Origin of the sequence: Pseudomonas sp. B26(2017), assembly GCF_002113045.1 — a bacterium.
GTDB lineage: Bacteria > Pseudomonadota > Gammaproteobacteria > Pseudomonadales > Pseudomonadaceae > Aquipseudomonas.
On the sequence record NZ_NEJJ01000009.1, the window covers coordinates 275,963 to 284,411 of the forward strand.

10 protein-coding genes are annotated in these 8,449 nt (G+C 60.4%); 7 read left to right on the forward strand and 3 right to left on the reverse strand.

The window, feature by feature from the left end:
* Positions 1 to 11 precede the first annotated feature (11 nt).
* The 6 genes from CAF79_RS15870 (at position 12) to CAF79_RS15895 (ending at position 5,060) form a co-directional block, all read left to right on the forward strand.
* Positions 12 to 776: an amino acid ABC transporter ATP-binding protein gene (locus CAF79_RS15870; RefSeq protein WP_085698554.1), complete on the forward strand. Its 765-nt coding sequence runs from the start codon at positions 12 to 14 to the stop codon at positions 774 to 776.
* 137 nt (positions 777 to 913) lie between these two features.
* Positions 914 to 1,573 (forward strand): FadR/GntR family transcriptional regulator, encoded by a 660-nt coding sequence (locus CAF79_RS15875; protein WP_085698555.1) that lies wholly within the window; start codon positions 914 to 916, stop codon positions 1,571 to 1,573.
* Positions 1,563 to 2,867 (forward strand): CynX/NimT family MFS transporter, encoded by a 1,305-nt coding sequence (locus tag CAF79_RS15880; RefSeq protein ID WP_085698556.1) that lies wholly within the window; start codon positions 1,563 to 1,565, stop codon positions 2,865 to 2,867. Before CAF79_RS15875 ends, CAF79_RS15880 begins: the two co-directional genes overlap by 11 nt.
* A 100-nt stretch (positions 2,868 to 2,967) precedes the next feature.
* Positions 2,968 to 3,441 carry a nuclear transport factor 2 family protein gene (locus CAF79_RS15885; RefSeq protein ID WP_085608154.1) on the forward strand — a complete coding sequence of 158 codons (474 nt, stop codon included), beginning with the start codon at positions 2,968 to 2,970 and terminating at the stop codon, positions 3,439 to 3,441.
* 39 nt (positions 3,442 to 3,480) lie between these two features.
* Entirely contained in the window at positions 3,481 to 3,783 is a 303-nt protein-coding gene (locus tag CAF79_RS15890; protein ID WP_085698557.1) for a GIY-YIG nuclease family protein, read from the forward strand.
* A 341-nt stretch (positions 3,784 to 4,124) separates the two neighbouring features.
* Positions 4,125 to 5,060, forward strand: a complete 936-nt coding sequence (locus CAF79_RS15895; protein ID WP_085698558.1) for a glutathione S-transferase family protein — start codon at positions 4,125 to 4,127, stop codon at positions 5,058 to 5,060.
* A 31-nt stretch (positions 5,061 to 5,091) separates the two neighbouring features.
* Here CAF79_RS15895 and CAF79_RS15900 read toward each other — a convergent pair whose 3' ends face one another.
* Both CAF79_RS15900 and yejK read right to left on the reverse strand, forming a co-directional pair.
* Positions 5,092 to 5,442 carry a glutaredoxin family protein gene (locus CAF79_RS15900; protein WP_007957354.1) on the reverse strand — a complete coding sequence of 117 codons (351 nt, stop codon included), beginning with the start codon at positions 5,440 to 5,442 and terminating at the stop codon, positions 5,092 to 5,094.
* Entirely contained in the window at positions 5,442 to 6,446 is a 1,005-nt protein-coding gene (gene yejK, locus CAF79_RS15905) for a nucleoid-associated protein YejK (protein ID WP_085698559.1), read from the reverse strand. The genes CAF79_RS15900 and yejK overlap by 1 nt, the downstream gene beginning before the upstream one ends.
* Before the next feature lie 396 nt (positions 6,447 to 6,842).
* Between yejK and CAF79_RS15910 the strand changes: the two genes are divergently transcribed.
* A complete protein-coding gene (locus CAF79_RS15910) occupies positions 6,843 to 7,124 on the forward strand; it encodes an HU family DNA-binding protein (RefSeq protein WP_085698560.1) in 282 nt (93 codons plus the stop codon).
* Between the two features lie 123 nt (positions 7,125 to 7,247).
* Here the strand turns inward: CAF79_RS15910 and rlmF are convergent, their stop codons facing one another.
* Complete coding sequence (gene rlmF, locus CAF79_RS15915) at positions 7,248 to 8,270, reverse strand: 23S rRNA (adenine(1618)-N(6))-methyltransferase RlmF (protein ID WP_085698561.1); 1,023 nt, start codon at positions 8,268 to 8,270, stop codon at positions 7,248 to 7,250.
* Positions 8,271 to 8,449: the final 179 nt, after the last annotated feature.

Here is an 8,449-nt window from a genome sequence, read left to right on the forward strand (position 1 = left end):
GAGTTTTTTCGATGAGCGAAGCAATCAAAAAGCCAGCGGGCCCTGAAGGCATCATTCAGATGCAGGGCGTGAACAAGTGGTACGGCCAGTTCCATGTGCTGAAAGACATCAACCTGAACGTGCGTCAGGGCGAGCGTATCGTGCTGTGCGGCCCGTCGGGTTCCGGCAAGTCCACCACCATCCGCTGCCTCAACCGTCTGGAAGAGCACCAGCAGGGTCGCATCGTGGTCGATGGCGTGGAACTGACCAACGACCTCAAGCAGATCGAAGCGATCCGCCGTGAAGTCGGCATGGTGTTCCAGCACTTCAACCTGTTCCCGCACCTGACCATCCTGCAGAACTGCACCCTGGCACCGATGTGGGTGCGCAAGATGCCCAAGCGCAAGGCCGAGGAAATCGCCATGCATTACCTGGAACGCGTACGCATTCCGGAGCAGGCGCACAAGTATCCGGGGCAACTGTCCGGCGGCCAGCAGCAGCGTGTGGCGATCGCCCGCGCGCTGTGCATGAAACCGAAAATCATGCTGTTCGACGAACCGACCTCGGCACTCGACCCGGAGATGGTGAAAGAAGTACTCGATACCATGATCGGCCTGGCCGAAGACGGCATGACCATGCTCTGCGTAACCCACGAAATGGGCTTCGCCCGCACCGTGGCCAACCGTGTGATCTTCATGGACAAGGGCGAAATCGTCGAGCAGGCGGCACCGAACGACTTCTTCGACAATCCGCAGAATGATCGTACGAAGCTGTTCCTGAGTCAGATCCTGCATTGATCCGATTCAGGCGTTGAAATAAACCCGGACTCAGTTCCGGGTTTATTTTTGTCCGGATTTTGCCGGTTGCCCTGATTGGAAAATCTGACTACCCTGTCAGCAAATTCATCCCATGATTGGATGACAGGGCGAATTCCATGTCTGAAAACTCTTTATTGATCAAACGATCCCTGGTCGATCAGGCGCTGGATCAACTGCGTCAGCGCATCACCGATGGCAGCTGGCAGGTCGGTCAGCGGCTTCCCACCGAGCCCGAGTTGTGCGCCGAACTCGGCATCAGCCGCAATACCGTGCGCGAAGCGATGCGGGTGTTGGCGTTTTCCGGGTTGATCGAGATCCGTCAGGGTGACGGCAGTTACCTGCGGGCGGTGGTCGATCCGATGGACACGCTCAAGGCGCTGTCCAGATGCTCGCTGGATCAGGCTCGGGAAACCCGGCACATCCTTGAAGTCGAGGCCATCGGCCTGGCGGCCTTGCGCCGTACCGATGAAGACCTCGTCGCGTTGCGCGAAGCGCTGGGTGTCGCCGGCAGCCACTATCACGGCGACCTCGACAGTTACATCCGCTGCGATCTGGTGTTCCACCGGCGTCTGGTGGATGCCGCACACAATCCGACCCTCAGCGAGCTGTATCGCTATTTTTCCAGCATCGTCGGCGCGCAATTGCGCCAGACCCTGAATATCGTCCCCCGTCGACAGGAAGTCTTCGATTTGCACGTCGCCTTGCTTGAGGCCGTCGAGCAGCGCGATCCGGAGCGGGCCAAAGCCTTGTCGAGGCAGTTGATCAATGAACCTTGAAACCGAGAAAACCATGTCCCGCCCAGAAGTCTCCCCGGCACCCGTTCGCAAGGCCGAGCTCGAAGAATTGTTGATCGACGCCGAAGCCGATGACGAACAAGTGCAGCAAGGTCATCCGTTGGTGCGGCGCCCCTGGCTGTTGCTGCTGGGGTTGATTCTGGTGGCGTTGAACCTGCGACCGGCGCTGTCGAGCATGGCGCCGCTGCTCAGTGATGTGTCGAAAAGCCTTGGTTTGTCGGCCGCTCAAGCGGGGTTGCTGACGACGTTGCCGGTACTCTGCCTCGGTCTGTTTGCTCCACTGGCACCCGTGCTGGCGCGACGTTTCGGTGCCGAGCGGGTGGTCTTGGGGATTCTTCTGACACTGGCCGGCGGCATCATCCTGCGCAGCAACTTCGGCGAAATCGGTCTGTTCGTCGGCAGCGTGCTGGGCGGTGCGAGCATCGGCATCATCGGCGTTTTGCTGCCGGGCATCGTCAAGCGCGACTTCGCCAAACATGCCGGCACCATGACCGGCGTCTACACCATGGCCCTGTGCCTGGGCGCGGCAATGGCGGCAGGTTCCAGCGTGCCGCTGAGCGAACACTTCGACCACAGCTGGGCCATGGGTCTGGGTTTCTGGGTGATTCCGGCGCTGGTGGCGGCAGTATTCTGGCTGCCGCAAATCGGCCAGAAGCACGGCGCGCGCAACGTTGCCTATCGGGTCCGCGGTCTGCTGCGTGATCCGCTGGCGTGGCAAGTGACCTTGTACATGGGCCTGCAATCTTCACTGGCCTACATCGTGTTCGGCTGGTTGCCGTCGATCCTCATCGGTCGCGGGCTGACCCCGACCCAGGCCGGCCTGGTGCTGTCCGGATCGGTGATCATCCAGCTCGCCAGCTCCCTGGCGGCACCGTGGCTGGCCACGCGCGGCAAGGATCAGCGTCTGGCGATCGTGGTGGTCATGGCGCTGACGCTCGGCGGCCTGTTCGGTTGCCTCTACGCACCGATCGAAGGACTGTGGGGCTGGGCGATCCTGCTGGGGCTGGGGCAGGGCGGTACGTTCAGCCTGGCGCTGACCCTGATCGTGCTGCGTTCGCGGGACTCCCATGTTGCGGCCAACCTGTCGAGCATGTCCCAGGGCTTCGGCTACACCCTCGCGTCCATGGGGCCGTTCGCGGTCGGTGTGGTGCACGACTGGACCGGTGGCTGGAACGCCGTGGGCTGGATCTTCGGCATCATCGGTGCGGGTGCAATCCTCGCCGGCCTCGGTGCCGGACGTGCGCTGTATGTGCAGGTAGTCAGCGAAAAGGTCTGACGCGCGCGCACTGTCGGTATTCGGAATGCGAATGCCGATAGTGTTTCGGGCGTTTGCGGATTATCGTGCTGGCAATCTGTACCTTTCCTGGAGATTGCCCATGAGTGAAGAAGCCCACAGCGCCCTGATCACCCGTTTCTACCAGGCTTTCCAGCGCCTTGACGCCGAGGCCATGGCCGCCTGCTACACCGACGACGTGGTATTCAGCGATCCGGCGTTCGGCGAACTGCGCGGCCGCGATGCCGGCGACATGTGGCGCATGCTCACCACCCGCGCCAAAGACTTCTCACTGACCTTCGACAACGTCCGCGCCGATGAGCGCAGCGGCGGCGCCCACTGGGTGGCGACCTACCTGTTCAGCCAGACCGGCAATATCGTGATCAACGACATCCAGGCACGCTTCGTCTTCCGTGACGGCAAGATCTGCGAACACCACGACCACTTCGATTTGTGGCGCTGGTCGCGTCAGGCGTTGGGCTTCAAGGGCCTGCTGCTGGGCTGGACGCCGCTGGTGCGCAACGCCGTCCGTGCCCAGGCCCTGAAAGGGCTGAAGGCATTTCAGGCGAGTCGCTGATAAGATCGCGGCCTGTTTTCCTTACGCCTGAATTGTCCCGTGACCAGCCTCAGCGAAAATCCTCTCGATGCCGACGTACCGGTGAGCAAGTCCTGGTTCGTCTACCTCGTACGTGCCGCCAACGGTTCGCTGTACTGCGGGATCAGCGATGATCCCGTGCGCCGCTTTGCCAAGCACCAGAGTGGCAAGGGCGCGCGCTTCTTTCTTTCAAGCCCGGCGATGGCGCTGGTCTATACCGAGCTGTGCCGCGACAAGAGTGATGCGTTGCGCCAGGAGCGGTTGATCAAAAAACTCAGGAAGAGTGCGAAGGAGTGTCTGGTGGCGTCTTATCGGCCTGATTGATCGGGTGTAAGCGGTAGAAGTCTCTGCATGTCGAAGGCGCTGCTTGAGGCAAACGGCGGGCGAAAAAAAAACCGCCTTTGCGGGGCGGTTTTTCTGTAAACGCCGGTTTGCGGCCGGGTTTACTGCATCACAATGGACACACTAGCGTGGACGAAGATTATTCGGCTTTATGCCATCGAGCAAGTGGGAAAACCGTCTCGGTTTCGGCTGAGGCGGTTTTTTTCGAGAACTCTCCAGTGCCTTATCAACCTGACTGATCGGTTCCCATCAGCCGGATCCGTAGGCTGCGAACAAATTGCGCGCTAAGCTGCTGGCTCACTTTCTGTGCGGCGGAGCCGAGCATGTCCGAGTTGATCCTTCATCATTACCCGACCTCTCCCTTTGCTGAAAAGGCCCGGCTGCTGCTGGGGTTCAAGGGCTTGTCCTGGCGTTCGGTGCATATCTCGCCAGTGATGCCCAAGCCTGACCTGACCGCCCTGACCGGTGGCTACCGCAAGACCCCGGTGCTGCAGATCGGCGCCGACATCTATTGCGACACCGCGCTGATCGCCCGTCGCCTCGAGCAGGTAAAGGCCCAGCCTTCGTTCTTCCCGGATGGTCAGGAAATGATTGCCGCCAGTTTCGCTGCCTGGGCCGATTCGGTGGTGTTCCAGCATGCGGTGAGCCTGGTGTTTCAGCCCGAATCGGTGGCGGTGCGTTTCGGCAAGTTACCGCCGGAAGCGATCAAGGCCTTCCTCGCCGATCGTGCCGGACTGTTCAGCGGTGGCAGCGCGACCAAACTGTCAGCCGAGCAGGCCAAACATCAATGGCCAACCATCATGGCGCGTCTGGAGCAGCAGCTGCAGCGTGAAGACGGGGACTTCCTGTTCGGCGAGCCGTCGATTGCCGACTTCGCCATGGCCCATCCGCTGTGGTTCCTCAAGGCGACCCACGTCACCGCGCCGCTGGTGGACGACTATCCGGCAGTGTCCGCATGGCTCGGGCGGGTGCTGGGCTTCGGTCACGGTGCGGCCAGTGCGATGAGTTCCGAAGAGGCGCTGGAGGTCGCACGCAGTTCGAAGCCGGCGGCATTGCCCGATGAGCAGTTTGTCGATCCGAACGGATTCGAAACGGGCCAGCAAGTCGTGATCGCGGCCACTGACTACGGCGTTGATCCGGTGGCCGGTGAGCTGGTGTTTGCCGGTCGCGAGGAGTTGATCCTGCGCCGTGAAGACGAACGTGGCGGAGTGGTGCATGTGCACTTCCCGCGTTTCGGTTTCCGAATCGAGAAACGCTGAAACAACCGAGGGAGCCGATTGGCTCCCTCGTTCATTTCAGTGCAGCGAGAATCTCGTCCGGATCAAACCCGCGAATCAACGTGCCATTGACGTCGATCAGCGGAATCCCGCGCCCGCCCAAAGCCTCGTAAGCCTTGCGTGCCTCGGCATCCTTCTCGATATCGAATTCCTTGAACGGAATGCCTTTCTGATCGAGAAAGCGCTTGGTCTGCTTGCAGTAACCGCACCAGTCCGTGGCGTACAACACGACATGGGCGTTGGCGCGGACCTGCTCGGACGCCATCTGCGATGGGTTGAATACCCGCTCGATCTTGCCCCAGTTCTGATAGACCACGACCACCAGTAGAACCAGCAGAACTTTTTTCAGCACATTGCCGAGCATCAGTTGCGACGCTTCAACTGATCGGTGAGCGAGGTCGGCAGACCTTTGATGATCAGGGTGCCGGCCTCTTCGTCGTATTCGATCTTCGAGCCCAGCAGGTGTGCTTCGAAGCTGATCGACAGGCCTTCGGCGCGGCCGGTGAAGCGGCGGAACTGGTTGAGCGTGCGTTTATCCGCCGGAATCTCCGGCGACAGGCCGTAATCCTTGTTGCGGATGTGATCGTAGAAGGCCTTTGGGCGCTCTTCGTCGATCAGCTCCGAGAGTTCTTCCAGGCCCATGGGCTCGCCGAGCTTGGCCTGGCTGCTGGCGTAGTCGACCAGGGTCTTGGTCTTTTCGCGCGCGGAATCTTCCGGCAGGTCTTCGCTCTCGACGAAGTCGCTGAAGGCCTTGAGCAGGGTGCGGGTCTCGCCCGGGCCGTCGACGCCTTCCTGGCAGCCGATGAAGTCGCGGAAGTACTCCGAGACCTTTTTGCCGTTCTTGCCCTTGATGAACGAGATGTACTGCTTGGACTGCTTGTTGTTCTGCCACTCGGAAACGTTGATCCGCGCCGCCAGGTGCAGTTGGCCGAGGTCGAGGTGGCGCGACGGTGTCACATCCAGTTGTTCGGTCACTGCCACGCCTTCACTGTGGTGCAGCAGGGCGATGGCCAGGTAATCGGTCATGCCTTGCTGGTAGTGGGCGAACAGCACGTGGCCACCGACCGACAGGTTCGATTCTTCCATCAGCTTTTGCAGGTGCTCGACCGCGACTTTGCTGAACGCGGTGAAGTCTTTGCCGCCTTCCATGTACTCCTTCAGCCAGCCGCTGAACGGGAACGCACCGGACTCCGGATGGAACAACCCCCAGGCTTTGCCCTGTTTGGCGTTATAGCTCTCATTGAGATCGGCGAGCATGTTCTCGATGGCAGCGGACTCAGCCAGTTCGGAGTCACGGGCGTGCAGGACTGCGGGTGTGCCGTCGGGTTTTTTGTCGATCAAATGGACGATGCAATGACGGATCGGCATAGGCTTCTCGGCTGGTGGAAGGGGGGAGGGCGGGCTCCCCCGAAAAAGCGCTCAGTGTACCGCAACCACTGGATTTGGCGCGGGGTGAAGGGCAAATCCGGGTCACCCGACGGCCCTTATGCATTTATTTACCGATTTAGCGCAATAAACCTGACCATTTGGCTAGCTAGAGGCGGATATTTCCTTGTCTCTGTGCTAGTTTTGCCCGGTCTTGTGCGAAGTCACCGCGACAAGCATGCATTCAGCTTTTGTCAGGTCGAACCAAACCTTGATTTCGGCATCTATAACCCCGACTCGTCGTGGTTATCGCCGAGGGTGCCAGATCCAGAAGATCGGGCTCGATGGCTGACACTGCACTCTGCAATCCATATGAATTTGATAGGGAAGGAACACTACATGGCTCTTACTAAAGACCAACTGATCGCCGACATCGCTGAAGCTATCGACGCGCCGAAAGCCACCGCGCGTGCCGCTCTGGACCAACTGGGTCAAATCGTTGCCGATCAGCTGGAAAACGGTGCCGAAATCACTTTGCCAGGTATCGGCAAGCTGAAAGTGACCGAGCGTCCTGCCCGCACTGGCCGTAACCCGTCGACTGGCGCTGCCATCGAAATCCCTGCCAAGAAAGTGGTCAAGATGGTTGTGGCCAAAGGCCTGACCGACGCTGTGAACAAGTAAGACGCAGCGATAAAAAAACCGTGCACCGGAGCGATCCGGGCACGGTTTTTTTGCGCCTGCTGTTTGTGTTTCAGCAGTAGCGGCGGCTGCTTTGCGCTCAAGCGCCGCCCTGGTTGAAGCGTATTACTTGCGAACCCAGCGCTCGCGCCGCCAGATCTGCTGTTCGGACTTGGTCTGGAAGGTCCAGGCGACGAAGCGGCTCTGCTTCTGCCCCTGGGACATTTCCACCACCTGGCTTTCCAGCGCGCCGGCCTTTTTCAGCGCGGTTTCGATGGCAGGCAGGTTCGAGGCTTTCGAGACCAGGGTGCTGAACCACAACACCTTGTGCGCAAAGTTCGCACTTTCGGCAATCAGTTGCGTCACGAAGCGCGCCTCGCCACCTTCACACCACAGCTCGGCCGACTGACCGCCGAAGTTCAGCACCGGTAATTTGCGCTTCGGATCGGCCTTGCCCAGGGCCCGCCACTTACGCTCGCTGCCCTTGGTGGCTTCTTCCATCGACGCGTGGAATGGCGGGTTGCACATGGTCAGGTCAAAGCGCTCGCCGGGCTCCAGCAGGCCGATCAGGATGTGCTTGCGGTTTTCCTGCTGGCGCAGCTGGATGACCTTGTTCAGGTTGTTGGACTGGACGATGGCCCTGGCGGCGGCCACGGCGGTCGGATCAATCTCCGAGCCGAGGAAGTGCCAGCGGTATTCGCTATGACCGATCAGCGGATACACGCAGTTGGCGCCCATGCCGATATCCAGCACATTGACGATGGCACCGCGCGGAACCACGCCATCGTTGTTGCTAGCCAGCAGGTCCGCCAGAAAGTGGATGTAGTCGGCACGGCCCGGCACCGGCGGGCACAGATAATCGGCCGGGATGTCCCAATGCTGGATGCCGTAGAACGATTTGAGCAGCGCCCGGTTGAACACACGCACCGCATCGGGACTGGCGAAGTCGATGCTTTCCTTGCCGTACGGGTTGGTGATCACGAACTTCGCCAGTTCCGGCGTGGTCTTGATCAGCGCCGGGAAGTCGTAACGACCCTGATGGCGATTGCGCGGGTGCAGGCTGGCTTCTTTACGCGGTTCCACGGGCTTGGCCGGGGTGGCGGAGTCAGGCTTCTTGCGCGCAGGTTTCGGTGTACGTGGGGCGTTCATGGGCGTGGTCGATTCGGGTAGGGCTGAAAGTGGCGGCTATTGTCCCACAGGGCGCTGCGTTGTTGGCCGGAAAAGTGCCGTGTCTAGTCCTGAAATAGGTTTACACCTGTTTCAGCCTCAAAACGCCCGATGCACCGCATCGGGTGTTTTGTATTTCAGCGACAGATGAGGCCGCTCGT